General features: G+C 70.3%; 23 protein-coding genes. 22 read left to right on the plus strand and 1 reads right to left on the minus strand.

What is annotated here, in order from left to right; translation table 11 throughout:
• Positions 1-25 precede the first annotated feature (25 nt).
• The 22 genes from IEZ04_RS04485 to IEZ04_RS04590 all read left to right on the plus strand — a co-directional run bounded on the left by IEZ04_RS04485 (position 26) and on the right by IEZ04_RS04590 (position 23,665).
• The gene (locus tag IEZ04_RS04485) at positions 26-1,318 is read left to right on the plus strand and encodes a homoserine dehydrogenase (RefSeq protein WP_189215245.1); all 1,293 of its coding nucleotides are present in this window, start codon (positions 26-28) and stop codon (positions 1,316-1,318) included.
• Positions 1,319-1,324: 6 nt separating this feature from the next.
• Positions 1,325-2,383: a threonine synthase gene (gene thrC / locus IEZ04_RS04490; protein WP_189215246.1), complete on the plus strand. Its 1,059-nt coding sequence runs from the start codon at positions 1,325-1,327 to the stop codon at positions 2,381-2,383.
• A 937-nt stretch (positions 2,384-3,320) separates the two neighbouring features.
• Positions 3,321-4,238 carry a homoserine kinase gene (thrB, locus tag IEZ04_RS04495; protein WP_189215247.1) on the plus strand — a complete coding sequence of 306 codons (918 nt, stop codon included), beginning with the start codon at positions 3,321-3,323 and terminating at the stop codon, positions 4,236-4,238.
• A 405-nt stretch (positions 4,239-4,643) separates the two neighbouring features.
• On the plus strand, positions 4,644-6,695 hold the full coding sequence (rho, locus tag IEZ04_RS04500) for a transcription termination factor Rho (protein WP_189215248.1): 2,052 nt from the start codon (positions 4,644-4,646) through the stop codon (positions 6,693-6,695).
• Positions 6,696-6,866: 171 nt separating this feature from the next.
• Positions 6,867-8,009, plus strand: coding sequence for an LCP family protein (locus tag IEZ04_RS04505; protein ID WP_189215249.1), 1,143 nt, complete (start codon positions 6,867-6,869; stop codon positions 8,007-8,009).
• 163 nt (positions 8,010-8,172) lie between these two features.
• Positions 8,173-8,394 carry a 50S ribosomal protein L31 gene (rpmE, locus tag IEZ04_RS04510; protein WP_030574381.1) on the plus strand — a complete coding sequence of 74 codons (222 nt, stop codon included), beginning with the start codon at positions 8,173-8,175 and terminating at the stop codon, positions 8,392-8,394.
• Between the two features lie 180 nt (positions 8,395-8,574).
• Positions 8,575-9,651 carry a peptide chain release factor 1 gene (gene prfA, locus IEZ04_RS04515; RefSeq protein ID WP_189215250.1) on the plus strand — a complete coding sequence of 359 codons (1,077 nt, stop codon included), beginning with the start codon at positions 8,575-8,577 and terminating at the stop codon, positions 9,649-9,651.
• A 115-nt stretch (positions 9,652-9,766) separates the two neighbouring features.
• Positions 9,767-10,606, plus strand: a complete 840-nt coding sequence (gene prmC / locus IEZ04_RS04520; RefSeq protein WP_189215414.1) for a peptide chain release factor N(5)-glutamine methyltransferase — start codon at positions 9,767-9,769, stop codon at positions 10,604-10,606.
• A gap of 74 nt (positions 10,607-10,680) precedes the next feature.
• Positions 10,681-11,328 (plus strand): L-threonylcarbamoyladenylate synthase, encoded by a 648-nt coding sequence (locus tag IEZ04_RS04525; RefSeq protein WP_189215251.1) that lies wholly within the window; start codon positions 10,681-10,683, stop codon positions 11,326-11,328.
• Complete coding sequence (locus tag IEZ04_RS04530) at positions 11,325-11,999, plus strand: arsenate reductase/protein-tyrosine-phosphatase family protein (RefSeq protein ID WP_189215252.1); 675 nt, start codon at positions 11,325-11,327, stop codon at positions 11,997-11,999. The genes IEZ04_RS04525 and IEZ04_RS04530 overlap by 4 nt, the downstream gene beginning before the upstream one ends.
• An 84-nt stretch (positions 12,000-12,083) precedes the next feature.
• Entirely contained in the window at positions 12,084-13,322 is a 1,239-nt protein-coding gene (glyA, locus tag IEZ04_RS04535; protein WP_189215253.1) for a serine hydroxymethyltransferase, read from the plus strand.
• 129 nt (positions 13,323-13,451) lie between these two features.
• Positions 13,452-14,801 carry an MraY family glycosyltransferase gene (locus tag IEZ04_RS04540; protein WP_189215254.1) on the plus strand — a complete coding sequence of 450 codons (1,350 nt, stop codon included), beginning with the start codon at positions 13,452-13,454 and terminating at the stop codon, positions 14,799-14,801.
• Positions 14,802-15,122: 321 nt separating this feature from the next.
• The gene (locus IEZ04_RS04545; RefSeq protein ID WP_189215255.1) at positions 15,123-15,599 is read left to right on the plus strand and encodes a Cg1360 family ATP-synthase-associated protein; all 477 of its coding nucleotides are present in this window, start codon (positions 15,123-15,125) and stop codon (positions 15,597-15,599) included.
• A 252-nt stretch (positions 15,600-15,851) separates the two neighbouring features.
• The gene (atpB, locus tag IEZ04_RS04550; protein WP_189215256.1) at positions 15,852-16,673 is read left to right on the plus strand and encodes a F0F1 ATP synthase subunit A; all 822 of its coding nucleotides are present in this window, start codon (positions 15,852-15,854) and stop codon (positions 16,671-16,673) included.
• Positions 16,674-16,739: 66 nt separating this feature from the next.
• Complete coding sequence (locus tag IEZ04_RS04555) at positions 16,740-16,976, plus strand: ATP synthase F0 subunit C (RefSeq protein WP_373296247.1); 237 nt, start codon at positions 16,740-16,742, stop codon at positions 16,974-16,976.
• A gap of 5 nt (positions 16,977-16,981) precedes the next feature.
• A complete protein-coding gene (locus IEZ04_RS04560) occupies positions 16,982-17,533 on the plus strand; it encodes a F0F1 ATP synthase subunit B (protein WP_189215258.1) in 552 nt (183 codons plus the stop codon).
• Positions 17,530-18,345 carry a F0F1 ATP synthase subunit delta gene (locus IEZ04_RS04565; RefSeq protein ID WP_189215259.1) on the plus strand — a complete coding sequence of 272 codons (816 nt, stop codon included), beginning with the start codon at positions 17,530-17,532 and terminating at the stop codon, positions 18,343-18,345. The genes IEZ04_RS04560 and IEZ04_RS04565 overlap by 4 nt, the downstream gene beginning before the upstream one ends.
• Positions 18,346-18,471: 126 nt before the next feature.
• Positions 18,472-20,064 carry a F0F1 ATP synthase subunit alpha gene (gene atpA, locus IEZ04_RS04570; RefSeq protein WP_189215260.1) on the plus strand — a complete coding sequence of 531 codons (1,593 nt, stop codon included), beginning with the start codon at positions 18,472-18,474 and terminating at the stop codon, positions 20,062-20,064.
• Positions 20,065-20,085: 21 nt separating this feature from the next.
• Positions 20,086-21,003: a F0F1 ATP synthase subunit gamma gene (locus IEZ04_RS04575; RefSeq protein ID WP_189215261.1), complete on the plus strand. Its 918-nt coding sequence runs from the start codon at positions 20,086-20,088 to the stop codon at positions 21,001-21,003.
• On the plus strand, positions 21,003-22,439 hold the full coding sequence (atpD, locus tag IEZ04_RS04580; RefSeq protein ID WP_189215262.1) for a F0F1 ATP synthase subunit beta: 1,437 nt from the start codon (positions 21,003-21,005) through the stop codon (positions 22,437-22,439). The genes IEZ04_RS04575 and atpD overlap by 1 nt, the downstream gene beginning before the upstream one ends.
• Before the next feature lie 233 nt (positions 22,440-22,672).
• Positions 22,673-23,047, plus strand: a complete 375-nt coding sequence (locus tag IEZ04_RS04585; protein ID WP_189215263.1) for a F0F1 ATP synthase subunit epsilon — start codon at positions 22,673-22,675, stop codon at positions 23,045-23,047.
• A gap of 162 nt (positions 23,048-23,209) precedes the next feature.
• Positions 23,210-23,665 carry a DUF2550 domain-containing protein gene (locus IEZ04_RS04590; RefSeq protein WP_189215264.1) on the plus strand — a complete coding sequence of 152 codons (456 nt, stop codon included), beginning with the start codon at positions 23,210-23,212 and terminating at the stop codon, positions 23,663-23,665.
• 35 nt (positions 23,666-23,700) lie between these two features.
• Here IEZ04_RS04590 and IEZ04_RS04595 read toward each other — a convergent pair whose 3' ends face one another.
• On the minus strand, positions 23,701-25,533 hold the full coding sequence (locus tag IEZ04_RS04595) for a glycoside hydrolase family 18 chitinase (protein ID WP_189215265.1): 1,833 nt from the start codon (positions 25,531-25,533) through the stop codon (positions 23,701-23,703).
• Positions 25,534-25,599 lie beyond the last annotated feature (66 nt).

Below are 25,599 nucleotides of genomic sequence, written 5' to 3' on the forward strand. Positions count from 1 at the left end.
CGGTGTATGTGAGAAACGAGGTCGGATGATGCGTACGCGTCCGCTGAAAGTGGCGCTGCTGGGCTGTGGGGTTGTCGGCTCAGAGGTGGCGCGCATCATGACGACGCACGCCGACGACCTCGCCGCCAGAATCGGCGCCCCCGTCGAGCTGGCGGGCGTCGCCGTGCGGCGGCCGTCCCGGGTGCGGGAGGGCATCCCCGCCGAACTGATCACCACCGACGCCACCGCGCTGGTCAAGCGCGGTGACATCGACGTCGTCGTCGAGGTCATCGGCGGCATCGAGCCCGCTCGTACGCTCATCACCACGGCGTTCGAGTACGGGGCCTCCGTCGTCTCCGCGAACAAGGCGCTCCTCGCCCAGGACGGCGCCGCGCTGCACGCCGTCGCCGAGGACCACGACGCGGACCTGTACTACGAGGCCGCCGTCGCCGGTGCCATCCCGCTGATCCGGCCGCTGCGCGAGTCCCTCGCCGGCGACAAGGTCAACCGGGTGCTCGGCATCGTGAACGGCACGACCAACTTCATCCTCGACGCGATGGACTCCACCGGCGCCGGTTACCAGGAAGCCCTCGACGAGGCCACCGCGCTCGGGTACGCCGAGGCCGACCCGACCGCCGACGTCGAGGGCTTCGACGCCGCCGCCAAGACCGCGATCCTCGCCGGTATCGCCTTCCACACGCGCGTACGGCTCGACGACGTGTACCGCGAGGGCATGACCGAGGTCACCGCCGCGGACTTCGCCTCCGCCAAGCAGATGGGCTGCACCATCAAGCTGCTCGCCATCTGCGAGCGGGCCGCGGACGGCGCCTCCGTCACCGCGCGCGTGCACCCCGCGATGATCCCGCTCAGCCACCCGCTCGCCTCCGTGCGCGGCGCGTACAACGCCGTGTTCGTCGAGTCGGACGCCGCCGGTCAGCTCATGTTCTACGGGCCGGGCGCGGGCGGTTCGCCGACCGCCTCCGCCGTCCTCGGCGACCTGGTGGCCGTCTGCCGCAACCGGCTCAACGGCGCCACCGGGCCGGGCGAGTCCGCGTACGCCGCCCTGCCCGTCTCGGGCATGGGCGATGTCGTCACGCGCTACCACATCAGCCTTGACGTCGCCGACAAACCGGGCGTCCTCGCCCAGGTGGCCACCGTGTTCGCCGAGCACGGGGTGTCCATCGACACGGTCCGACAGCAGGGCAAGGACGGGGAAGCCTCCCTCGTCGTCGTCACCCACCGCGCGTCCGACGCCTCCCTCAGCGGGACCGTCGAGGCGCTGCGCAGCCTCGACACCGTGCGGGGCGTCGCCAGCATCATGCGGGTTGAAGGAGAGTAACCAGCAATGACCCACCAGTGGCGCGGAATCATCGAGGAGTACCGGGACCGGCTGCCGGTATCCGACACCACGCCGGTCGTGACGCTCCGCGAGGGCGGTACGCCGCTCGTCCCCGCGCAGGTGCTCTCCGAGCGCACGGGCTGTGAGGTTTATCTCAAGGTCGAGGGTGCCAACCCGACCGGGTCCTTCAAGGACCGCGGCATGACCATGGCCATCACCCGGGCCAAGGAGGAGGGCGCGAAGGCCGTCATCTGCGCCTCCACCGGCAACACGTCCGCGAGCGCCGCCGCGTATGCCGTACGCGCCGGGATGGTGTCCGCGGTGCTCGTGCCGCAGGGCAAGATCGCGCTCGGCAAGATGGGCCAGGCGCTCGTGCACGGCGCGAAGATCCTCCAGGTCGACGGCAACTTCGACGACTGCCTGACGCTCGCGCGCGCGCTCTCCGACAACTACCCGGTCGCGCTGGTCAATTCCGTGAACCCGGTGCGCATCGAGGGACAGAAGACGGCCGCGTTCGAGATCGTGGACATGCTGGGCGACGCGCCCGACATCCACGTCCTGCCGGTGGGCAACGCGGGCAACATCACGGCCTACTGGAAGGGCTACCAGGAGTACGCGGCCGACAAGCTCGCCACGCGTACCCCGCGCATGTGGGGCTTCCAAGCCTCCGGTTCCGCGCCGATCGTGCGCGGCGAGGTCGTCAAGGACCCGTCGACGATCGCGACCGCGATCCGGATCGGCAACCCGGCGTCGTGGAAGTTCGCGCTGGCCGCCCGGGACGAGTCGGGTGGTGTCATCGACGAGGTGACGGACCGTGAGATCCTGCGCGCCTACCGGCTGTTGGCTGCCCAGGAGGGCGTCTTCGTCGAGCCCGCGTCCGCCGCGTCGGTCGCCGGTCTGCTGAAGGCGGCCGAGAACGGCAAGGTCGACCCGGGTCAGCGGATCGTCTGCACCGTCACCGGCAACGGGCTCAAGGACCCCGACTGGGCCGTCGCCGGCGCCCCTCAGCCGGTCACCGTCCCGGTGGACGCGGCGACGGCGGCGGAGCGGCTCGGGCTGGCCTGAGCGGCCTGACCGGCGGCTCGATCGCCTGGATCGGCTGGATAGGCCAGCTGGATGGGCTCGGATCGGCTCGGATCGGCTGGGATGGGCTCGGAATGGCTGGGATCGGCTGGGATCGTTTTGACTGGCCAGTCCGGCTGACTGGCCAGTCCGGCCGGATCGGCCCGACCCGCGGCTCCGGCCCGACCGGCCCGCCCAGCAGCCCGACCGGCGGCCCGACCGGCAGGATGGGCCCGGCCGGCCAGTTCGGCTGACCGGCCAGTCCAGCCCGGCGGCCAGTCCAGCCGGCCCGGCGGCCAGTCCAGCCCGACCGGCGGCCCGACCACCCTGATCGGCCCGACCGACCCAGTCGGGCCGTACCGGCCCGCCAGCCTGACGGGCATCGCACCGCCGGGCATCAGCCTGCCGGCCCTCGTCCATCAGCCCGCGGCGCGCCGTCCCCCTTACGCACAGCACGCCCCTGGGCGTGTCCCCCGTGGGCGCGCGCCGAGGAACAAGCCCAAAGGCGCACCAAGGCACCCTCCAAGGACGCGTGCGCCGGGCACATGCCAGGGGCACTCCGGGGAGTCCCCCGCGCGGCATCGGCATGGCAGCGACGTGGCTTCGGCGGAGGAAGCACAGGGGGCACACGACACGCATCGTGCGCCTCCTGTGCGCCCTATGTCGCCACAGAACCTTCCTTCGATAGGCTGTACCGAACCCGCCCGCCGCATATGCCGCGGTGCCGCGCCGTCGATCGTGATTTCCGGGTCCCGTCGACAGCGGCCCCCGGGTTCTCCCGTCCGTACGTATCGAACGTCTTCGACAATCCCGCACAGCATTACCGCCGTACAGCACAGCAATACAGCCGCATACCGCCAGACAGCATTACCGCCGCACAGCCAGCAATACCCAGCACAGCAACACGCAGATTTCGCAGCTCAAGGAGAGTCATCGAGCGATGGCCGGTCCAGCGTTCCGCGCCGCCGCCGTCCGGGTGCGCGTCCCCGCCACCAGCGCCAACCTCGGCCCGGGCTTCGACGCCCTCGGCCTCGCGCTGGGTCTCTACGACGACGTGGTCGTCCGGGTGGCCGACTCCGGCCTGCACATCGACATCGCGGGCGAGGGCAGCGAGACGCTCCCGCGGGACGAGCGTCATCTGCTCGTCCGCTCCCTGCGCACCGCGTTCGACCTGCTCGGCGGGCAGCCCCGCGGCCTCGAGATCGTCTGCGCCAACCGCATCCCGCACGGCCGGGGCCTCGGCTCCTCCTCCGCCGCGATCAGCGCCGGCATCGTCGCCGCGCGCGCGGTGACCATAGGCGGCGAGGCCCGGCTCGACGACACGGCGCTGCTGGAGCTCGCCACCGAGATCGAGGGCCACCCCGACAACGTCGCCGCCTGTCTGCTGGGCGGCTTCACCCTCTCCTGGATGGAGGGCGGCGCCGCGCGGGCCATCAGGATGGATCCCGCCCGTTCCATCGTTCCGGTGGTTTTCGTTCCCGGGAAACCGGTACTCACCGAAGAGGCACGCAGACTTCTGCCACGCACCGTTCCGCACGTCGACGCCGCCGCCAACGCGGGCCGTGCCGCCCTGCTCGTCGAGGCCCTCACCCGGCGCCCCGAGCTGCTGCTGCCCGCCACCGAGGACCGTCTCCACCAGGAATACCGCGCCCCGGCCATGCCGGACAGTGCCGCTCTGGTGGAGCGACTGCGGGCCGACGGAATTCCCGCGGTGATTTCCGGCGCCGGGCCCACGGTCCTGGCGCTGGCCGACGGCGACAGCGCCGACAAGGTGGCCGATCTTGCGGGCGAGGGCTGGGCCGCGAACCGGCTGGAACTCGACGCAAGGGGAGCGAGCGTGCTGCCGCTTGCCACCTGACACGCGGTTGCCGGATTTGGAGAGGGGGAATGTTTGTTGGATCCGGTAGTGTTAACCTCAAGTCTGCACCCGACCTCACCATGGCGAGGTGCTTCGTGTCCCCGTCCGGGACAACCATTCTTCCGGGAGCCTCCCAAACCGCACTGTGTTTCGTACGTCACGTGGTACGCCGTACGCAGGCGCTGAGCGGTTCGCCGAGCAACGCTCCGGAACAGGCGTGACCCAGCCGCGTGACACCGACACTCAGTGCCACGGCCCGGGGAAGCGCCGTATCACCAAAAACCTCCTCCGCCGCTTCGGCGGAACACCGCCCCGGCACGGTCCGCACAGCAAGGGCCGAAGCCGGACAGCACAACCGGTCGCCGAGCCAGACAGGCCGACGTCCGCTCCAGGGAAGGACCCTTCGTGAGCGACACCACCGATCTGATGGGCGCACGTGTCGACGAGACCGCTGCCGCGCCCGCCACGGACGCCTCCGCGCCTGCCTCCGGTGCCGGCTCCCGGCGGCGCCGCGGTACCGGCCTCGAGGGCATGGTGCTGGCCGAGCTGCAGCAGGTCGCATCCGGCCTCGGTATCAGGGGCACCGCGCGCATGCGCAAGAGCCAGCTGATCGAGGTCATCAAGGAGGCGCAGGCCGGAGGGGGCGCGTCCGCCAAGCCGGCCGCCGCCGGGGAGGCCGCCGAGACCAAGCCGAAGCGCCGGTCCACCTCCCGCACCCGTACGGGTGACGACGCCGCGGCCGCCGAGAAGGCCGAGAAGAAGCCCGCCCGGTCCGCCAAGGCGCAGGCCGAGGCCGAGGCGCCCGCGGACACCGACAAGGGCGCGGCCCAGCAGCAGATCGAGATCCCCGGTCAGCCTTCCCCCAGCACGGACGACGCGCCCACCGAGCGCCGCCGCCGTCGGGCCACCGCCGAGGCCGGCAGTCCCGAGACCGTCGCCGACGAGGCGAGGAACGAGACGCAGGGCCAGGGGCAGGGCCAGCAGTCGCAGGGCGACGGCAGGACCGACGGTGACCAGGGCGGCGAGGGCCGTCAGGGCCGCCGGGACCGCCGTGAGCGAGGCCGGGACCGTGACCGCGGTGACCGTGGCGAGCGCGGTGACCGCGGCGACCGCCGCAACAAGGGCGACGACCAGCAGGGCGGCCGGCAGAGCGGTCAGCAGCAGGGCCAGCAGCAGGGCGGCGGCCGTCAGGACCGCCAGGACGACGGTTACGACGACGACGGGGGCGGCGGCCGCCGTGGCCGTCGCGGGCGCTACCGCGACCGCCGTGGGCGCCGTGGCCGCGACGACATCGCCGAGCCGCAGGTCGCCGAGGACGACGTCCTGATCCCGGTCGCGGGCATCCTCGACATCCTCGACAACTACGCCTTCATCCGTACGTCGGGCTACCTCCCCGGTCCGAACGACGTGTACGTCTCCCTCGCCCAGGTCCGCAAGAACGGCCTGCGCAAGGGCGACCACGTCACCGGTGCGGTCCGGCAGCCGAAGGAGGGCGAGCGGCGCGAGAAGTTCAACGCGCTGGTCCGTCTGGACTCCGTCAACGGCATGGCGCCCGAACACGGCCGAGGCCGCCCGGAGTTCAACAAGCTGACGCCGCTGTACCCGCAGGACCGGCTCCGTCTGGAGACCGACCCGGGCGTGCTGACCACGCGGATCATCGATCTCGTGTCGCCGATCGGCAAGGGCCAGCGCGGTCTGATCGTGGCCCCGCCGAAGACCGGCAAGACCATGATCATGCAGGCGATCGCCAACGCGATCACGCACAACAACCCCGAGTGCCACCTGATGGTCGTCCTCGTCGACGAGCGTCCGGAAGAGGTCACCGACATGCAGCGGTCGGTGAAGGGCGAGGTCATCTCCTCGACCTTCGACCGTCCGGCCGAGGACCACACCACGGTCGCCGAGCTGGCCATCGAGCGCGCCAAGCGCCTGGTGGAGCTGGGTCACGACGTGGTCGTGCTGCTCGACTCGATCACCCGTCTGGGCCGTGCGTACAACCTCGCCGCCCCGGCCTCCGGCCGCATCCTGTCCGGTGGTGTCGACTCCACGGCGCTGTACCCGCCGAAGCGCTTCTTCGGTGCCGCGCGCAACATCGAGGACGGCGGTTCGCTGACCATCCTCGCCACCGCGCTGGTCGACACCGGGTCCCGCATGGACGAGGTGATCTTCGAGGAGTTCAAGGGCACCGGCAACATGGAGCTCAAGCTCGACCGGAAGCTCGCCGACAAGCGCATCTTCCCGGCGGTGGACGTCGACGCGTCCGGTACCCGTAAGGAAGAGATCCTGCTCGGGGCCGAGGAGCTCGCCGTCGTCTGGAAGCTGCGCCGGGTGCTGCACGCCCTGGACCAGCAGCAGGCGATCGAACTGCTTCTCGACAAGATGAAGCAGACGAAGTCGAACGTCGAGTTCCTGATGCAGATCCAGAAGACGACGCCGACGCCCGGCAACGGGGACTGAGCGCTCCCCCGGACCGACCGACACGGCTGTGGGCCGCCTCCGAACGGAGGCGGCCCACAGCCGTGTCGGCTCCCGAAGGGTTCCTTCCCACGGTGGACGGAGGAACATGAAGAGGGACCGTGCCCGACCCCGACCTCGTTCCCGAGTACGAGCGCGAGCACCGAGGAGCACATGTCCGCCGACAGCACGCCGGAACCCGGCACTCCGGGAGAGTCCGGCACCACGAGCCCGCCCGAGGGCGCGGAGCGCCGCCCACGGCCCCGGAGCAGACGGCGCAAGGCGCTGCTGGCGGCGGTCTGGACGGTCGTCGGCATCGTCGTGCTCGGCGGCTCCGGCGTCTGCTACCTGTACTTCAGGCTCAACGGCAACCTCAGGAGCGTCGACATCAACTCCCTCCTCGGCCACGACCGGCCGGAGGACGTCGACAACGGCTCGGAGGACATCCTCGTCCTCGGCTCCGACAGCCGCTCCGGCGGCAACGCGAAGCTGGGCGGCGGCGAGGACGACGGAACGGCCCGTGCCGACACGGCGATGATCGTGCACCTGTACGAGGGGCGCAGCAGGGCCGGTGTGGTCTCCATCCCCCGCGACACCCTCGTCGACCGGCCCGGGTGCACGGGCACCGACGGGAGGGCCCACCCGGGCGCGACCGACGTGATGTTCAACTCCGCGTACACCGTCGGCGGGGCCGCCTGCGCGGTGAAGACCGTCGAGTCGATGACGGGCATCCGCATGGACCACTACGTCGAGATCGACTTCGCCGGCTTCGCCGAGCTCGTCGACCGGCTGGGCGGGGTGCGGATCACGACGACCGAGGACATAGACGACCCCGACAGCCACCTGGATTTGAAGGCCGGCGAGCACACCCTCGACGGCGCCCAGGCCCTCGGCCTCGTCCGCACCCGGCACGGCGTCGGCGACGGCTCCGACCTCGGCCGCATCCAGCTCCAGCAGGCGTTTCTGAAGGCCCTGGTCGACCAGGTCGGGGACGTCGGCGTACTGACCAGCCCGCGGAAGCTGTACGACCTCGCCGACACCGCCACCGGCGCCGTCACCACGGACTCGGAGCTGGGCTCGGTACGGGATCTGGCGTCCTTCGCCGACGGGCTGAAGGGCCTCGGCTCCGCCCGGATGACCATGCTGACGATGCCGGTCCGCCTCGACCCCGCGGACGCCAACCGCCTCCTGGTCGACGAGCCCCGGGCGCAGCAGGTCTGGAAGGCCCTCAGGGCCGACCGCCCGGTCCCGCCCTCGGCGACGGACGGCACCCCGCAGGGCACCGCGGACGGGGTGGTCGGGTCGGGCGGACGCTGAGGGCGCCCCGGGCCGCAGGGGAGGCAGCCGGGTGGAATAGATCGTCCCGGCCCTCGGTTTTGGGGGATACGGCCAGAACTGGCAGACTGGTACGTCGGCTCCGGTTCACGCTTCCGCATCCCGCGGTCGCGACCCGGCGCCCTCCCGCAAACTAGGAGACACCTTGAAGCGCGACATCCACCCCGAGTACGTCGAGACGCAGGTCAGCTGCACCTGTGGCGCGTCGTTCACCACCCGTAGCACGATCTCCAGCGGCACCATCCGTGCCGAGGTCTGCTCCGAGTGCCACCCGTTCTACACGGGCAAGCAGAAGATCCTCGACACCGGTGGCCGCGTGGCCCGCTTCGAGGCCCGCTTCGGCAAGGCTGCCGCTGCCAAGAAGTAGCGAGCACACAGCGCCGGTCCTCGGCGCCCTGCACCTCCCGCGCGCGGCGCGGAAGGGCGGGCGCCGGGACCGGCGTTTTGCGGTGCGGCCCATGTCATGCGGTACAGCCCCATTCAATCGACGTACGTAGTTTCGTCCCCGGCAGCCTGACGGACCCGGGGACAGCCCAGGGAGCCGGAGATGTTCGAGGCGGTCGAGGAACTGGTCGGAGAACACGCCGACCTGGAGAAGAAGCTCGCCGATCCGTCGGTCCACGCGGACCAGGCCAACGCGCGCAGGCTGAACAAGCGCTACGCCGAGCTGACGCCGATCGTCGCCACGTACCGCTCCTGGAGGCAGACCGGCGACGACATCGAGACCGCCCGCGAGTTCGCCGACGCCGACCCGGACTTCGCTGCCGAGGTCAAGGAGCTGGAACAGCAGCGCGAGGAGCTCACCGAGAAGCTCCGCCTGCTGCTGGTCCCGCGCGACCCCAGCGACGACAAGGACGTCATCCTCGAGATCAAGGCGGGCGCGGGCGGCGACGAGTCCGCCCTCTTCGCCGGCGACCTGCTGCGCATGTACCTGCGGTACGCCGAGCGCGCCGGCTGGAAGACCGAGATCATCGACGCCACCGAGTCCGAGCTGGGCGGCTACAAGGACGTCCAGGTCGCCGTGAAGACCAAGGGCGGCCAGGGCGCGACCGAGCCCGGCCAGGGCGTGTGGGCCCGGCTGAAGTACGAGGGCGGGGTGCACCGCGTGCAGCGCGTGCCCGCCACCGAGTCGCAGGGCCGCATCCACACCTCCGCCGCCGGCGTGCTGGTCACCCCGGAGGCCGAGGAGGTCGACGTGGAGATCAATCCGAACGATCTGCGGATCGACGTCTACCGGTCCTCCGGCCCCGGCGGGCAGTCCGTCAACACCACCGACTCCGCCGTCCGCATCACCCACCTGCCGACCGGCGTCGTCGCCTCCTGCCAGAACGAGAAGAGCCAGCTCCAGAACAAGGAGCAGGCACTGCGTATCCTGCGCTCCAGGCTGCTCGCCATCGCGCAGGAGGAGGCGGAGAGCAAGGCGGCGGACGCCCGGCGCAGCCAGGTCCGCACCGTCGACCGCTCCGAGAAGATCCGTACGTACAACTTCCCCGAGAACCGCATCTCGGACCACCGTGTCGGCTTCAAGGCGTACAACCTGGACCAGGTGCTCGACGGTGACCTCGACGCGGTCATCCAGGCGTGCGTCGACGCGGACTCGGCCGCCAAGCTCGCCGCCGCGTAAGCGCCCCGGCGCCCCCGACGGGGACGCCGGCAGCCGTACGACGAGACACCAGCTGAAGCCCCGGAGGACCACCGTGCAGCCATCATTCGGTGAGCGCCCGCAGAACCCCCGCAGCGTGCTGCTCACGGAAGTGGCGCAGGCCACCCAGCGGCTGGCCGACGCCGGCGTGCCCTCGCCGCGCACCGACGCGGAGGAGCTCGCCGCGTTCGTGCACGGCGTGAAGCGGGGCCAGCTGCACACGGTCAGGGACGCCGACTTCGACGCCCGGTACTGGGAGGCCGTCGCCCGCCGCGAGGCCCGCGAGCCGCTCCAGCACATCACCGGACGGGCGTACTTCCGGTACCTGGAGCTCCAGGTGGGGCCCGGCGTGTTCGTGCCCCGGCCGGAGACCGAGTCGGTCGTCGGCTGGGCCATAGACGCCGTACGCGCCATGGACGTCGTCGAACCCCTCATCGTCGACCTGTGCACCGGCTCCGGCGCCATCGCGCTGGCCCTGGCCCAGGAGGTGCCGCGCTCGCGGGTGCACGCCGTGGAGCTGTCCGAGGACGCCCTCAAGTGGACCCGCAAGAACATGGCGGGCTCCCGGGTGGACCTGCGCCAGGGGGACGCCCTGGACGCCTTCCGGGACCTCGACGGCCAGGTCGACCTGGTCATCTCCAACCCGCCGTACATCCCGCTCACCGAGTGGGAGTACGTGGCCCCCGAGGCCCGCGACCACGACCCGGAGATGGCGTTGTTCTCCGGGGAGGACGGCCTCGATCTGATCCGCGGCCTGGAGCGCACCGCGCACCGGCTGCTGCGGCCCGGCGGCGTCGTCGTCGTGGAACACGCCGACACCCAGGGCGGGCAGGTGCCGTGGATCTTCACCGAGGAGCGGGGCTGGGCCGACGCGGCCGACCACCCCGACCTCAACAACCGGCCGCGGTTCGCGACGGCGCGCAAGGCACTGCCGTGAGACCGCGTATGTTCCAGACTTTCCGAGCGAGTGACGGGTACGGGACGTACCCGAGGTACGAGGAGGCGCGCTAGATGGCACGGCGATACGACACCAACGACGCGACCGACCGCGCGACCGGTCTGCGCGAGGCAGCGTCCGCCGTCCGCCGGGGCGAGCTGGTGGTGCTGCCCACCGACACCGTGTATGGCATCGGCGCGGACGCGTTCAGCGCCGAGGCCGTGGGCGACCTGCTGGCGGCCAAGGGCCGCGGCCGCAACATGCCCTCGCCCGTGCTCATCGGCTCACCCAACACCCTGCACGGCCTCGTCACGGACTTCTCCGAGATGGCCTGGGAGCTCGTGGACGCCTTCTGGCCGGGCGCGCTGACCCTGGTCGCCAAGCACCAGCCGTCGCTCCAGTGGGACCTCGGCGACACCCGGGGCACGGTCGCGGTGCGGATGCCGCTGCACCCGGTCGCGATCGAGCTGCTCACCGAGGTCGGCCCCATGGCGGTGACGTCCGCGAACCTCACGGGCCACCCGGCGCCCGAGGACTGCGACGCGGCCCAGGGCATGCTCGGCGACTCCGTCTCCGTCTACCTGGACGGCGGGCCGACCCCCGGCATCGTGCCGTCGTCCATCGTCGACGTCACGGGGAAGGTGCCGGTGCTGCTGCGCGCGGGCGCGCTCGACGCGGAGGAGCTCCGGAAGGTGGTACCCGACCTCGAGGTGGCGAATTGACAGCCCCTGACGCGGGGCGGGGCAGTGGCATAGGCGGCATCGGGGAAGAGACGACCACCTTCGGTTTCCCTCGCGACACCTTCCGCATCCTCAACGTCAGCACCGGCAACGTGTGCCGCTCGCCCATAACGGAACGGCTCACGCGCCACTTCGTGTCCGAGCGGCTCGGCATCCTGGGCGGCGGGCTGATCGTGGAGAGCGCCGGTACCTGGGGCCACGAGGGCGCACCGATGGAGGAGAACGCCGAGACGGTGCTCGCGGAGTTCGGCGCGGACTCCTCCGGGTTCACCGGCCGCGAGCTGCTGGACGAGCACGTCATCAAGGCCGACCTGGTGCTGACGGCCACCCGGGACCACCGCGCCCAGGTCATCTCGATGGGGCACTCGGCGGGCCTGCGCACCTTCACCCTGAAGGAGTTCACCCGCCTGGTGAACGCCATCGACCCGGCGACCCTGCCGCCGCTGGAGGACGGTCTCGTCATGCGCGCGCGGGCGCTGGTGCGCGCCGCGGCGGCGCTGCGCGGCTGGCTGCTGGCGCCGACGGCCGACGCGGACGAGGTGTACGACCCGTACGGGGCGCCGCTGCCGTTCTTCCGGTCGATCGGCGACGAGATACACCAGGCCCTCGATCCGGTCGTGACGGCGCTGACGGGCGTGCCGGCGCGGACCTGACCACCGGGCGGACCTGACCACCGGGCGGGTCACGGGCCGCGGTCCTACATTGGTCTCAAGCCCAGCCGACGTCCGGAGCCCACCATGTCGGTCACCTCCACGCCTCCGACGGATCTCCTGTACCGCCAGGACCCCGAGCTCGCCGAGATCCTGCTCGGGGAGGCGACCCGGCAGTCGACGACGCTCCAGCTCAGCGCCGCCGAGAACTTCACCTCCCGGGCGGTGCTCGCCGCCCTCGGGTCCCCGCTCGCCAACAAGTACGCAGAGGGCTACCCGGGTGCCCGGTTCCACGGCGGGTGCGAGATCGTCGACGTCGCCGAGCGCGTCGCCGTCCGGCGCGCCGAGCGGCTCTTCGGCGCCGAGCACGCGAATGTGCAGTCGCACTCGGGTTCGTCGGCGGTGCTCGCGGCGTACGCGGCCCTGCTGCGCCCGGGGGACACGGTCCTCGCCATGGGCCTGCCGTTCGGCGGGCACCTCACCCACGGCTCGCCCGCCAACTTCTCCGGGCGCTGGTTCGACTTCGCCGGCTACGGGGTCGAGGCCGAGTCGGGGCTCATCGACTACGACCAGGTGCTCGCCCTGGCCCGCACCCGGCGCCCCAAGGCCATCGTGTGCGGCTCCATCTCGTACCCGCGCCACATCGACTACCCGCTCTTCCGGGCGGTCGCCGACGAGGTGGGGGCGTACCTCGTCGCCGACGCCGCGCACCCCATGGGGCTGGTCGCCGGGGGAGCGGCGCCCTCGCCGGTGCCGTACGCGGACGTCGTCTGCGCCACCACGCACAAGGTGCTGCGCGGACCGCGCGGCGGCATGATCCTTTGCGGGCGCGATCTCGCGGAGCGCATCGACCGCGCGGTCTTCCCGTTCACACAGTCGGGTGCGCAGATGCACACCGTCGCCGCCAAGGCCGTCGCGTTCGGCGAGGCGGCGACAGCGGCGTACCAGGCGTACGCCCGTCAGGTGGTCGTCAACGCGAAGACGCTCGCCGCCGCCCTGGCCGCCGAGGGCCTGACCGTCGTCACCGGCGGCACCGACACCCATCTGCTCGTCGTGGACCCGGCGCCCTTCGGTGTGGACGGACGGGTGGCGCGGGGCCGGCTGGCCGCGGCCGGGATGGTCCTCGACACCTGTGCGCTGCCCCACGACGACGCCCGCGGGCTGCGCCTGGGCACGGCGGCGCTGACCACCCAGGGCATGCGGGAGACGGAGATGCCGCGGATCGCGGCCCTGCTCGCGGCGGTGCTGCGGGAGGAGAGGATCATGGTGAGAGCGCGTGAAGAAGTGCGGGAGCTGGCCGGTGGATTCCCGCCGTATCCCGTCTGATGCCGGGTAGACGCACCACCGGACACAACTGCACGTGCAACCATCGTCACTACCCGGAAGTCCCCAACCGTATGCGCGGATCGCTAGGGTGTGGGGCTGTGATGGCCAGCGAGACCTGTGGGGAAGCCTGTGCGTGAATACCTGCTGACGCTCTGCATCACGGCCGCGGTGACGTATCTGCTGACAGGGCCGGTACGGAAGTTCGCGATCGTGGCCGGAGCGATGCCGGAGATCCGCGCGCGCGATGTGCACCGGGAACCCACGCCGCGGCTGGGCGGCATCGCGATGTTCTTCGGGCTGTGCGCGGGTCTGCTGGTCGCGGACCACCTGACCAACCTCAGCGAGGTGTTCGAGACCTCGAACGAGCCGCGCGCCCTGCTCTCCGGCGCCGCGCTGATCTGGCTGATCGGCGTCCTGGACGACAAGTTCGAGATCGACGCGCTGATCAAGCTGGGCGGCCAGATGATCGCCGCGGGCGTCATGGTCGTGCAGGGCCTGACGATCCTGTACCTGCCCATCCCGGGCGTGGGCAACGTCGCGCTGACCCAGTGGCAGGGCACCCTGCTGACGGTCGCGCTCGTCGTCATCACCATCAACGCGGTCAACTTCGTGGACGGCCTCGACGGCCTCGCCGCCGGCATGGTGTGCATCGCGGCCACCGCGTTCTTCATGTACGCGTACCGGCTGTGGTACGGCTACGGACTGGAGCCCGCCGCCCCGGCGACGATCTTCTCGGCCGTCCTCATCGGCATGTGCGTGGGCTTCCTGCCGCACAACATGCACCCCGCGCGGATCTTCATGGGCGACTCCGGCTCGATGCTCATCGGCCTGGTGCTGGCCGCGGGAGCCATCTCCATCACCGGCCAGATCGACCCCGACTCGCTCAACCTGTACGCGGGATCGGAGAAGGAAGCCGTGCACCAGATGGTGCCCGTCTACATCCCGCTGCTGATGCCGCTGACGATCATCGCCATCCCGGCGGCCGACCTGGTGCTCGCGATCGTCCGGCGCACCTGGCGCGGACAGTCGCCGTTCGCGGCGGACCGCGGGCACCTGCACCACCGGCTCCTGGAGATCGGCCACTCGCACAGCCGGGCCGTGCTGATCATGTACTTCTGGTCGGCGCTGATCGGCTTCGGCGCGCTGGCGTACTCGGTCAACGCGGCGTCCATGTGGATCGTGCTCGGCGTCGTCGCGCTCAGCGCGGTCGGTCTCGTCCTGCTCCTGCTGCCCCGCTTCACGCCGCGGGCCCCGCGCTGGGCCGAGCGGTTCGTGCCGCCGCGCTACCGCCGCCGGCGCCGTCCCCCGCAGGAGGACGCCGACCTGTCGATGCCGGCCGCGCACGGGACGGACGGGGAACCCCGCGAACCGGAGACGCGCACTCCGGTCGCCGCCGGTGTCTCCCGCGTGAACGGTGCGACGGCTCTGGGGGCCCGCCCGCACGGACCGGACCGGCGCAGGGCGGGTACGTCGCGGTGACCCTCCGGCACCGTCCGTACCCGGCCGTCCGGACCCGCTTCCGCTTCCTGAAGTACCGAACGCTTATGTGATATGCGCCACAGAGGCCGTATCGGACGCGTCAAAGCGCTTGCAGGCGTCGACTACGGGCGGGTGTGTCGAATACGCCCTCTTTATGCGGCCGAAACAGCGCCACAATGCTTGTGATACCGTGCACAAGCGTCGAACGACAACTTCGAATGAGCGCTGCCTGCGGTGGCGCACCGAGTCGTACGGCGACCGAATCCGCGCCCGAGGGCGCCCCCACACCTCATCGCAGTCACGAAAGTCCTGGGAGACGTCATGCCTCCAGCCACGCAGCGCGGCGTGCCCGGCCGACCGGTGACCGTGAGCGAGGCCATGCTCAAGGTGCTCCGGCTCGGGCTGACCGGTGCCGTCGCCGCCGCCGTGGTGGCCGTCGGCATCGGCTACCTCGTGGACGGTGGCGCCGGTGCCGTGGGCGGTCTGCTCGGTATCGCGGTCCCGGTCGGGTTCCTCGCCGTCACGGCGGTGGTCGGTCTGGTGACCGCCCGGCTCGCCCCGCACCAGCTCGCGGCGGCGGTCATGGGCTCCTGGCTGATCAAGATCATCCTGCTGATGGTCGTGCTGTGGCTGCTGCAGGGCCGCGACTTCTTCTCCACCTGGATGTTCTTCGGTGCCTTCCTGGTGGGCACGTTCGGTTTCCTCGCGCTCGAGGCCGTGATCCTTTACCGCGCCCGCCTGGCTTATGTCAACGTCGACTCCGGTCACGGAGAAGACGGCGAGGGAGGGGGGCGGTGACGGAAAAAGTAAAGGGTTGGTATGTTTGGAGAGCGGAAAGTAGTTGGTGGGCAGGCCCCGAGGGCAGCTCGCAGGGACTGACCGCTTTCGATCGGCCCGGCTCGGGCGTCTCCGGTGTGGATCCCACGGGATCAGGTGTGCTGAAGTGCATGCGGTCCCTCCCCATCGGACCGCCCGACGGATACGCCATCGCGCAACCGACCCTGTATGTCTTGTCCGGCTGCAGCTGAAGCTACCTTCGGCCCTTCAAACATGGAGCACCCGCTGAACGCGCATGCGCTGACCCCAACGCCGCTCGCGGCGGGCGACGGCTTCCACACGCCGTCGATCGCCGAGTTCTTCCCCGACGCGGTCCTGTTCGAGGGAACGATCTTCGAGCTCACCCGTATCCGTATGGCCTTGATCCTGATCACCCTGGTGATCGCGGCGCTCTTCGTCATCGGCATGCGCAAGCCGAAGCTCGTGCCCCGCGGCGGACAGAACGTCGCGGAAGTGGCCATCGACTTCGTCCGCAACCAGATCGCCTTCGAGACCCTCGGCAAGAAGGAGGGCAACCGGTACCTGCCGTACCTGGTTACCCTCTTCTTCTTCGTCTTCGGCGCCAACATCCTCGCGATCACCCCCGGGGTGAACATCGCGGCGACCTCCACGATCGGGCTGCCGTTCCTGCTCGCCATCATCACCTGGGCGATCTACCACGTGCAGGGCGTCCGCGAGCACGGCTTCGTCGGCTACGTCAAGGTGCAGACGGTCGTCCCCGGTGTGCCCAAGGCACTGGCACCCGTCGTGATCCTCCTGGAGGCCCTCCAGGCGCTGGTCATCCGGCCGTTCTCGCTGATGCTGCGGCTGATGGCCAACATGATGGCCGGCCACATCCTTCTCGTCCTGTTCTTCAGCGGGGCCTCGTACCTGCTGCTGGAGGGCGGCGGTCTGCTGCCCGTCGCCGGTGTCGGCTCGGCCGTGATGGGCCTCGCCTTCACGGGATTCGAGCTCTTCGTCGCAGCGCTGCAGGCCTACATCTTCACGCTGCTCACCGCGATGTACATCAACATGGCGATCAGCCACGAACACTGACACTCGCGGACTGACCCGACGTCCGGACGATCCCCGGCCGGACGCCACACCATGGAAGGAAAACCAGTGAGCAACATCCTTGCCGCGACCGACGCCGTCTCCGGCAACCTGAACGCCATCGGCTACGGCCTGGCTGCCATCGGCCCCGGCATCGGCCTCGGCATCATGGTCGGCAAGACCATCGAGGGCATGGCCCGCCAGCCCGAGGCGGCCCCGCTGCTCCGCAGCACCATGTTCCTCGGCCTTGCCTTCATCGAGGTTCTCGCCCTCATCGGTCTCGTCGCCGGCTTCCTCTTCCAGTGATCGCGATGGCGACGACGACCGAACTGGCCGCGGAGGCACCCGAGGGCATCGGGATCCTCCTGCCGGCCGGAGCAGACCTGTTCTGGGGCGCCGTCTGCTTCGTCATCCTCTTCGGAGTCCTGTGGAAGGCCGTCCTTCCCAAGGCCCGCAAGGCGCTGGCGGAGCGCACGGACGCCATCGAGGGCGGCATCGAGCGTGCGGAGGCCGCCCAGACCGAGGCTCAGGAAGTCCTCGAGCAGTACAAGGCGCAGCTCGCCGAGGCCCGTCACGAGGCCGCGCGCCTGCGCCAGGAGGCGCAGGAGCAGGGCGCCGCGCTCATCGCCGAGATGCGTGCGGAGGGGCAGCGGCAGCGCGAGGAGATCGTCGCCGCCGGTCACGCCCAGGTCGAGGCCGACCGCAAGGTCGCCTCTGCCGCACTGCGCCAGGACATCGGCAAGCTCGCCACCGACCTGGCCGGCAAGCTCGTCGGTGAGTCCCTCGAGGACCACGCCCGTCAGAGCCGTGTGATCGACCGCTTCCTCGACGATCTCGAGGAGAAGGCCGAGGCGACGCGATGAACGGAGCGAGCCGCGAGGCACTGGCTGCCGCACGAGGGCGACTCGACGCGCTGACCGACAGCACCTCGGTCGACGCGGCCGCGCTCGCCGACGAGCTGGCCGCCGTCACCGCGCTGCTCGACCGCGAGGTCAGTCTGCGTCGGGTCCTCACCGACCCGGCGCAGTCCGGCGAGGCCAAGGCCGAGCTGGCCCAGCGCCTCTTCGCCGGTCAGGTCGGCGGCCCCGCCCTCGACCTGCTGACCGGCAGTGTGCGCTCCCGCTGGTCGCAGCCCCGCGACCTGGTGGACGCCATGGAGGAGCTGGCCGCCACGGCCGACCTCACGGCGGCACAGCGGACGGGCAGGCTGGAGAGCGTGGAGGACGAGCTGTTCCGGTTCGGCCGGATCGTCTCCTCCAACACGGAGCTGCGCTCCGCGCTGACCGACCGGTCCGCGAGCACCGCCGCCAAGGTCGAGCTGCTGCACCGCCTCCTCGGCGGCCGTGCCGCCGTCACGACCGAGCGTCTGGTGACGCGCCTGGTCACCGCGCCCCGGGGACGTAGCCTGGAAGCGGGACTCGAGTCCCTCTCCAAGCTCGCCGCCGAGCGCCGCGACCGCGTGGTCGCCGTCGTCACGTCGGCGGTCCCGCTGAGCGACGTACAGCGCCGGCGTCTCGGCGCCGCCCTGGCCAAGCTCTACGGGCGCGAGATGCACCTCAACCTCGACGTGGACCCCGAGGTCGTCGGCGGTGTCTGGGTGCAGGTCGGCGACGAGGTCATCAACGGCTCCCTCGCGGACCGCCTCGAGGACGCCGCCCGCCGCCTGGCGAGCTAGCAGCAAACTTCATACGTACGTACTGCGGCCCTGGTTGGGCCGTGCAGAGGATTCACCCCATCAGGGGGGAGTCCCCTTCCCCCCTAAGTGAAACTTCGGGCCCAACAAGGAGAGCAGGGAACCCAGATGGCGGAGCTCACGATCCGGCCGGAGGAGATCCGGGACGCACTGGAGAACTTCGTCCAGTCGTACAAGCCGGACGCGGCCTCGCGCGAGGAGGTCGGTACGGTCACCACGGCCGGCGACGGCGTCGCGAGGGTCGAGGGTCTCCCCTCGGCCATGGCCAACGAACTGCTGAAGTTCGAGGACGGCACCCTCGGCCTGGCGCTGAACCTGGAGGAGCGCGAGATCGGCGCCATCGTCCTCGGTGAGTTCAGCGGCATCGAGGAGGGCCAGCCGGTCACCCGCACCGGCGAGGTCCTGTCGGTCGCCGTCGGCGACGGCTACCTCGGCCGTGTCGTCGACCCGCTCGGCAACCCGATCGACGGCCTCGGCGAGATCGACACCGTCGGCCGCCGCGCCCTCGAGCTGCAGGCCCCCACGGTCATGCAGCGCAAGTCGGTGCACGAGCCGATGGAGACCGGTTACAAGGCCGTCGACGCGATGACCCCGATCGGCCGCGGCCAGCGCCAGCTGATCATCGGTGACCGCCAGACCGGCAAGACCGCCCTGGCCGTCGACACGATCATCAACCAGCGCGACAACTGGCGCTCGGGCGACGTGAACAAGCAGGTCCGCTGCATCTACGTCGCCATCGGCCAGAAGGGCTCCACCATCGCGTCGGTCCGCCGCGCGCTGGAGGAGAACGGCGCGCTGGAGTACACGACCATCGTCGCCGCCCCGGCGTCGGACCCGGCCGGCTTCAAGTACCTCGCGCCGTACACCGGTTCCGCCATCGGCCAGCACTGGATGTACGAGGGCAAGCACGTCCTCATCATCTTCGACGACCTCTCGAAGCAGGCCGACGCCTACCGCGCCGTGTCCCTGCTGCTGCGCCGCCCGCCGGGCCGCGAGGCCTACCCGGGTGACGTCTTCTACCTGCACTCCCGTCTGCTGGAGCGCTGCGCGAAGCTCTCCGACGAGATGGGCAAGGGCTCGATGACCGGTCTGCCGATCGTCGAGACGAAGGCCAACGACGTCTCGGCGTTCATCCCGACCAACGTCATCTCCATCACCGACGGCCAGTGCTTCCTGGAGTCGGACCTGTTCAACGCCGGTCAGCGCCCCGCGCTGAACGTCGGTATCTCCGTCTCCCGAGTCGGTGGTTCCGCGCAGCACAAGGCGATGAAGCAGGTCTCCGGCCGCCTCCGCGTGGACCTCGCCCAGTACCGCGAGCTGGAGGCGTTCGCCGCCTTCGGTTCCGACCTGGACGCCGCGTCGAAGTCGCAGCTGGAGCGCGGTCAGCGCATGGTCGAGCTGCTGAAGCAGAACCAGTACGAGCCGATGGCCACCGAGGACCAGGTCGTCTCCGTCTGGGCCGGCACCACCGGCAAGATGGACGACGTGCCGGTCGCCGACATCCGCCGCTTCGAGAAGGAGCTGCTGGAGTACCTGCACCGCAAGGAGCAGGGCCTCCTCACCTCCATCCGGGAGGGCGGCAAGATGTCGGACGACACCCTGCAGGCCGTCGCCGACGCGATCGCGGAGTTCAAGAAGCAGTTCGAGACCTCCGACGGCAAGCTGCTCGGCGAGGACGCCCCGGCCGCCGCCGCCAAGTGACGTAAGGAAGGGACCTGACTCATGGGAGCCCAGCTCCGGGTCTACAAGCGTCGCATCCGATCCGTCACCGCGACCAAGAAGATCACCAAGGCGATGGAGATGATCGCCGCCTCGCGCGTCGTCAAGGCGCAGCGCAAGGTGGCGGCCTCCACGCCGTACGCGCAGGAACTGACCCGCGCGGTCACGGCGGTCGCCACGGGGTCGGACACCAAGCACCCGCTGACCACGCAGGTCGAGACGGTCACGCGGTCCGCGGTGCTGCTGCTGACGAGTGACCGTGGTCTCGCCGGTGCGTTCAACTCCAACGCCATCAAGGCCGCGGAGCAGCTCACCGAGCGGCTGGAGCGCGAGGGCAAGCAGGTCGACACGTACATCGTCGGCCGGCGTGGTGTGGCCCACTACAACTTCCGCGAGCGCACCATCGCGGATTCGTTCACGGGCTTCACCGACGAACCCTCGTACGCGGACGCGAAGAAGGTCGCGGCGCCCCTGATCGAGGCCATCGAGAAGGACACGGCGGAGGGCGGCGTGGACGAGCTCCACATCGTCTACACCGAGTTCGTCTCGATGATGACGCAGACCGCGGTCGAGGCCCGGATGCTGCCGCTCAGCCTCGACGAGGTGGCCGAGGAGTCCTCGGCCAAGGGCGAGGTCCAGCCGCTGTTCGACTTCGAGCCGTCGGCGGAGGACGTCCTCGACGCCCTGCTGCCGCGCTACGTCGAGAGCCGCATCTACAACGCGCTGCTGCAGTCGGCCGCCTCCAAGCACGCCGCCACGCGCCGCGCGATGAAGTCGGCCACCGACAACGCGGGCGAGCTGATCAACACGCTCTCCCGTCTTGCCAACGCGGCCCGCCAGGCCGAAATCACCCAGGAAATCAGCGAGATCGTCGGTGGCTCCGCAGCCCTTGCCGACGCGACCGCGGGGAGTGACAAGTAATGACGACGACAGTTGAGACGGCCGTTGCCACGGGCCGCGTCGCCCGGGTCATCGGCCCGGTCGTCGACGTGGAGTTCCCCGTCGACGCGATGCCCGACATCTACAACGCCCTGCACGTCGAGGTCGCCGACCCGGCGCTCGAGGGCGCGAAGAAGACGCTGACCCTCGAGGTCGCGCAGCACCTGGGCGACGGCCTGGTCCGCGCCATCTCCATGCAGCCCACCGACGGTCTGGTCCGCCAGGCCCCGGTGACCGACACGGGCGCCGCCATCTCGGTGCCGGTCGGCGACTTCACCAAGGGCAAGGTGTTCAACACCCTCGGCGAGGTGCTGAACGTCGACGAGACCTACACCGGTGAGCGCTGGCCGATCCACCGCAAGGCCCCGAACTTCGACGAGCTCGAGTCGAAGACCGAGATGTTCGAGACCGGTGTCAAGGTCATCGACCTGCTGACCCCGTACGTCAAGGGCGGCAAGATCGGTCTGTTCGGCGGCGCCGGCGTCGGCAAGACGGTGCTCATCCAGGAGATGATCTACCGCGTCGCCAACAACCACGACGGTGTGTCGGTGTTCGCCGGTGTCGGTGAGCGCACCCGTGAGGGCAACGACCTCATCGACGAGATGAGCGAGTCGGGCGTCATCGACAAGACCGCGCTGGTGTTCGGCCAGATGGACGAGCCCCCGGGCACCCGTCTGCGCGTGGCGCTGGCCGGTCTGACCATGGCGGAGTACTTCCGCGATGTGCAGAAGCAGGACGTGCTGTTCTTCATCGACAACATCTTCCGCTTCACCCAGGCCGGTTCCGAGGTGTCGACCCTGCTCGGCCGTATGCCCTCCGCGGTGGGCTACCAGCCGAACCTGGCCGACGAGATGGGTCTCCTCCAGGAGCGCATCACCTCGACCCGCGGTCACTCGATCACCTCGATGCAGGCGATCTACGTCCCCGCGGACGACCTGACCGACCCGGCCCCGGCCACCACCTTCGCCCACCTCGACGCGACGACGGTGCTCTCCCGTCCGATCTCGGAGAAGGGCATCTACCCGGCCGTGGACCCGCTGGACTCGACGTCCCGCATCCTCGACCCGCGGTACATCGCGGCGGACCACTACAACGCCGCGATGCGCGTGAAGAACATCCTGCAGAAGTACAAGGACCTGCAGGACATCATCGCGATCCTCGGTATCGACGAGCTCGGCGAGGAGGACAAGCTCGTCGTCCACCGTGCCCGTCGCGTGGAGCGCTTCCTGTCCCAGAACACCCACGTCGCCAAGCAGTTCACCGGCGTCGACGGGTCGGACGTCCCGCTGGACGAGTCGATCGCGGCCTTCAACGCGATCATCGACGGTGAGTACGACCACTTCCCGGAGCAGGCGTTCTTCATGTGCGGTGGCATCGAGGACCTGAAGGCGAACGCGAAGGAGCTCGGCGTCTCCTGACGCCGGCGCCGCCGAGCGGCACCGCCTGATGTGTGTGAGGGGGACGGACCGTACCTCATGGGGTGCGTCCCGTCCCCTTCGGCACATCCGCCGGTGCATTTTCCGGGGGCATTCCCCGATTTCCCCGGTCGGACGAGACCGGGGCGGGCCCGGGCACGTGTGTGCGCGGGGCCCTATTAGACTTGTGACCCAACACCCGGCGGAACCGCCGGGTGGTGACCCGAGGAGCCACCTTGGCCGCTGAGCTGCACGTCGCGCTGGTCGCGGCCGACCGAGAGGTCTGGTCCGGCAAGGCCACCCTGGTCGTCGCGCGTACCACGACCGGCGACATCGGCGTCATGCCCGGGCACCAGCCGCTGCTCGTCGTGCTGGAGTCGGGCCCGGTGACCATCCGTACGAGCGAGGGAGGGACGGTCGTCGCCGCGGTGCACGGCGGTTTCATCTCCTTCGCGGACAACAAGCTGTCGCTGCTGGCCGAGATCGCCGAGCTGTCGGACGAGATCGACGTCCAGCGCGCGGAGCGGGAACTGGAGCGCGCGAAGGCGGAGGGCGATGCCACCGCCGCGCGGCGCGCGGACGTCCGGCTGCGTGCGGTGGCGGCGCGCTGACGTGGGGGCGCCTCCCGGAACCCCGTGGTTCCCGGGAGAGCGCCGTGTGATGCTGTGACTCAGCCGCGGCGGGGACCGGAGCGATCCGGACCCCGCCGCGGCTGAGGCAGATGTGGGTGTTTTTGTCGTTCCGTTACCTAGGAGACGAGGAGGTCGAAGTCGATGGTCCTCGCTCTGGCTGTGTGCGTGCTGCTCATCGTGCTCGTGGTGGTGGGACTCTTCGTCTTCGGTCTGCGACGCCGGCTGATCCAGCGCTCCGGCGGCACCTTCGACTGCAGTCTGCGCTGGGGCGCCCCGGAGAAGCCCGAAAAGGGCGAGGAGAACGGCAAGGGCTGGAGCTACGGCATCGCCCGTTACAACGGCGACCGCATCGAGTGGTTCCGGGTCTTCAGCTACGCCCCCCGCCCGCGCCGCGTCCTGGAACGCTCGGCGATCGAGGTGGCCGGGCGCCGCACGCCCGAGGGCGAGGAAGAGCTGGCGCTGCTCTCCGACGCCGTGATCCTCGCCTGTGTCCACCGGGGCACCCGGCTGGAGCTGGCGATGAGCGAGGACGCGCTGACCGGGTTCCTCGCCTGGTTGGAGGCGGCGCCTCCCGGTCAGCGTGTCAACGTGGCGTAGCGACGCCGGTTACTTCGTTCGGCTGATCGTGCCGGTCACTTCAGTCCGTTGCTCATCGCGGTGACCAGCTCGCCGTTCGCGGTGTCTCCGCTGAACTCCCAGGAGAACGCGCCGCCGAGACCCTGTTCGTTGGCCCAGTCCATCTTGGCTCCGATGGTGGCGGGGGTGTCGTACGACCACCACTGGTTGCCGCAGTGCGCGTACGCCGTGCCCGCGATCGTGCCGGTGGCCGGGCAGGAGTTCTTCAGCACCTTGTAGTCCTCGATGCCCGGCTCGTACGTACCGGGGGCCGCGCCGGTCGCCGTGCCGCCGGGGGCGGACTGGGTGACGCCGGTCCAGCCGCGGCCGTAGAAGCCGATGCCCAGCAGCAGCTTGGCGGCGGGCACGCCCTTGGCCTTCAGCTTGGCGATCGCGTCGGCGGAGGTGAAGCCCGCGGTCGGAATGCCGGGGTACGAGGTCAGCGGGGAGTGCGGGGCGGTCGGGCCGGCCGCGTTGAAGGCGCCGAAGTAGTCGTACGTCATCACGTTGTACCAGTCCAGGTACCGGGCGGCGCCGCCGTAGTCGGCCGCGTCGAGCTTGCCGCCGGCGGAGCCGTCGGCGGTGATGGCCGCGGTGACCAGGTAGTCGTCACCGAACTCGGCGCGCAGCGCCTGCATCAGGACGCGGAAGGCGTCCGGGCCCGAGCTGTCACAGGACAGACCGCAGGCGTTCGGGTACTCCCAGTCCATGTCGATGCCGTCGAAGACGTCGGCCCAGCGCGGGTCCTCCACCAGGGCCTTGCAGGACTTGGCGAACGCGGCGGCGTTCTTCGCGGCCTCGCCGAAGCCGCCGGAGTACGTCCAGCCGCCGAACGAGTACAGCACCTTGATGTGCGGGTACTTCGCCTTGAGCTGGCGCAGCTGGTTGAAGTTGCCGCGCACCGGCTGGTCCCAGGTGTCGGCGACGCCGCTGACGGACTGGTCGGCGGTGTAGGCCTTCTCGACGGCCGCGAAGGAGTCGTCCATCACGCACTGGCCGTTCTTCACGTTGCCGAACCCGTAGTTGATGTGCGTGATCTTCGATGCGGTGCCCGAGGTGACCAGGTTCTTGACGTGGTAGTTGCGGCCGTAGACGCCCCACTCGGTGAAGTAGCCGAGGTTGATCTTCTCGCCCGGCTCGGGGTCCGGGTCCGTGCCGCCGCCACCGGTGGTGCGCACCTTGGCCGCGCCGCTCACCGGACCGGTCTGGTCGGCGGTGTCACGGGCCTGCACGGTGTACGAGTAGTCGGTGCCGGCCTTCAGGCCGGTGTCCGTGTACGAGGTGGTCGTGACGGTGGCGACCTTGGTTCCGCCGCGCAGGACGTCGTAGTTCTTGACGCCCTTGTCGTCGGTGGCGGCGGACCAGGACAGCTTCACCGAGGTGTCGGTGACGTTCGAGGCGGTCGGGGTGCCGGGGGCGGAGGGCGGGGTGTCCCCGGGCACGGAGGGGCCGCCGTCGCAGCTCCCGCCGTTCAGGGTGCAGTTGGCGGGGGAGCCCGAACCGGAGCCGTTGAAGCCGAAGGAGATCGAGGCGCCGGGGGCGAGGGTGCCGTTCCAGGACTTGTTCTTCGCGGTCCAGCGGTTCCCGGAGCCGGTGACGTCCGCGTCCCAGGCCGAGGTGACCGACGTACCGGAGGGGAAGTCCCACTGGACGGTCCAGGAACTGATGCTCGTGGTCCCGGTGTTCTTCACCGTCCACTTGCCCTCGAAGCCGGAGCCCCAGTCCTGGGTCTTCGTGTAGGTGGCCGTCGCCTCGGTGGCCGCGTGGGCGGGGGCGGCGAGACCGACCAGTCCGGCCAGCGGGAGCGCCAGGGACGCGATGCCCGCCGCGACTCTGTGTCTGAAGCGCATGCTGCGCCTCCTCATGGGGAGTGTCGGGGCATGACTGAGCCTCATGCCCACACAGTGCCGCGAGAA

It is taken from the genome of Streptomyces ruber (assembly GCF_014648075.1).
Lineage (GTDB): Bacteria > Actinomycetota > Actinomycetes > Streptomycetales > Streptomycetaceae > Streptomyces > Streptomyces ruber.

What these genes read in the sequence shown, in the direction of transcription:
- prfA (WP_189215250.1), top strand. Translation starts at nt 8,575, where the DNA reads ATGTTCGAGGCGGTCGAGGAACTGGTCGGAGAACACGCCGACCTGGAG.
- thrB (WP_189215247.1), top strand. Translation starts at nt 3,321, where the DNA reads ATGGCCGGTCCAGCGTTCCGCGCCGCCGCCGTCCGGGTGCGCGTCCCC.
- IEZ04_RS04560 (WP_189215258.1), top strand. Translation starts at nt 16,982, where the DNA reads ATGGCGACGACGACCGAACTGGCCGCGGAGGCACCCGAGGGCATCGGG.
- IEZ04_RS04590 (WP_189215264.1), top strand. Translation starts at nt 23,210, where the DNA reads ATGGTCCTCGCTCTGGCTGTGTGCGTGCTGCTCATCGTGCTCGTGGTG.
- atpA (WP_189215260.1), top strand. Translation starts at nt 18,472, where the DNA reads ATGGCGGAGCTCACGATCCGGCCGGAGGAGATCCGGGACGCACTGGAG.
- IEZ04_RS04545 (WP_189215255.1), top strand. Translation starts at nt 15,123, where the DNA reads ATGCCTCCAGCCACGCAGCGCGGCGTGCCCGGCCGACCGGTGACCGTG.
- atpB (WP_189215256.1), top strand. Translation starts at nt 15,852, where the DNA reads ATGGAGCACCCGCTGAACGCGCATGCGCTGACCCCAACGCCGCTCGCG.
- IEZ04_RS04565 (WP_189215259.1), top strand. Translation starts at nt 17,530, where the DNA reads ATGAACGGAGCGAGCCGCGAGGCACTGGCTGCCGCACGAGGGCGACTC.
- IEZ04_RS04525 (WP_189215251.1), top strand. Translation starts at nt 10,681, where the DNA reads ATGGCACGGCGATACGACACCAACGACGCGACCGACCGCGCGACCGGT.
- IEZ04_RS04505 (WP_189215249.1), top strand. Translation starts at nt 6,867, where the DNA reads ATGTCCGCCGACAGCACGCCGGAACCCGGCACTCCGGGAGAGTCCGGC.
- atpD (WP_189215262.1), top strand. Translation starts at nt 21,003, where the DNA reads ATGACGACGACAGTTGAGACGGCCGTTGCCACGGGCCGCGTCGCCCGG.
- IEZ04_RS04575 (WP_189215261.1), top strand. Translation starts at nt 20,086, where the DNA reads ATGGGAGCCCAGCTCCGGGTCTACAAGCGTCGCATCCGATCCGTCACC.
- thrC (WP_189215246.1), top strand. Translation starts at nt 1,325, where the DNA reads ATGACCCACCAGTGGCGCGGAATCATCGAGGAGTACCGGGACCGGCTG.
- IEZ04_RS04485 (WP_189215245.1), top strand. Translation starts at nt 26, where the DNA reads ATGATGCGTACGCGTCCGCTGAAAGTGGCGCTGCTGGGCTGTGGGGTT.
- IEZ04_RS04595 (WP_189215265.1), bottom strand. Translation starts at nt 25,533, where the DNA reads ATGCGCTTCAGACACAGAGTCGCGGCGGGCATCGCGTCCCTGGCGCTC.
- glyA (WP_189215253.1), top strand. Translation starts at nt 12,084, where the DNA reads ATGTCGGTCACCTCCACGCCTCCGACGGATCTCCTGTACCGCCAGGAC.